We start from the raw sequence: 1,013 nt of genomic DNA, 5'->3' as shown, positions 1-1,013 counted from the left end.
GCGGGTCGCCGAACACCAGGCCGCCGACGCCGACGCCACGGCCGCCGCCCCGGACGGGCCTGAGCCGGAGCCGAACTACTCCAAAGCCGAACGCCGCGCCGACGCCCTGATGTCCCTGATCTGCGGCGACACCCCCACTCGCCCCGACGCTGCCGACGCTTCCGAGGACGCCGCGAGCACAGACGATGCCGCCGACGGCGCTGCGGGCGCTCCCACCGGCGGCGCCGGTCAGGCGCCGGTGTTGCGGCCGAAGGTCACCGTCATCGCCACCGGAGACAACGGCCGCGACGAGCACGGGGCGCGGGTGGAGTTCGCCCGCACCGGCGAGGCGGCCCTGCAGACCCTGATGGAGATGCTCGCCACCTCGGATGGGGCCTCCTTCGAGCAGGTCGATCCCCGCATCGGTGCCGCCGACGACACCGACGCCGCCCTGAGGTACCGGCCCGGTGCCCAGTTGGCGCGCCGGGTCCGGCTCCGCGACGGCACGTGCCGCCACCCCGGGTGCGCGATCCCCGCCGACGACTGCGATCTGGATCATGTGGTGCCGTTCAATCATGCCGACCCCGCCGCCGGTGGCCTGACCATCGAGGCGAACCTGGTGGCCCAGTGCCGGCGCCATCACCGGTTCAAAACCTTCTCCGACTGGACTTACCAGCTCCAGCCCGATGGCACGCTGATCGTGACGACCCCCGACGGCACCGTCATGCTCACCCGCCCCGACGGGCCGCTGGCCCAGTACCGGCGCGAGCAACAACGCTCCGAGGCCGATGCCTGGGCACGTCAGCAACGCCGCAACCCCAGCCCCGTTTACGGGGCCGGGGTCCTGGACGAGGCGACGTACTTCGCCCGCCGCGCCCAACGCCTGGCCCGCGAACGCGCCCGCACCGCCGCCCGCAACACCGCCGAGGCCTGCGCCGCGACCACGCCGCCACCCAAGACCGCGGACGAGACCGCGGGCAGCGCCGACGCCGCCCCGCACTCGGCCCCGGCCCCGGCCCCGCGTGAGCGCATGA

The 1,013-nt window shown here is 74.5% G+C and carries 1 protein-coding gene; it reads left to right on the top strand.

Annotation, left to right across the window (positions count from 1 at the left end):
* Positions 1–1,013 (top strand): HNH endonuclease signature motif containing protein (locus DCI01S_RS17670; protein ID WP_167349585.1); only part of this gene is annotated, 1,013 nt, incomplete at both ends.

The sequence above is a fragment of the Dietzia cinnamea NBRC 102147 genome, from assembly GCF_001571065.1.
Lineage (GTDB): Bacteria > Actinomycetota > Actinomycetes > Mycobacteriales > Mycobacteriaceae > Dietzia > Dietzia cinnamea.
Note: the sequence above shows the minus strand (reverse complement) of the source record. Positions and strands in the feature narration are given on the sequence as shown.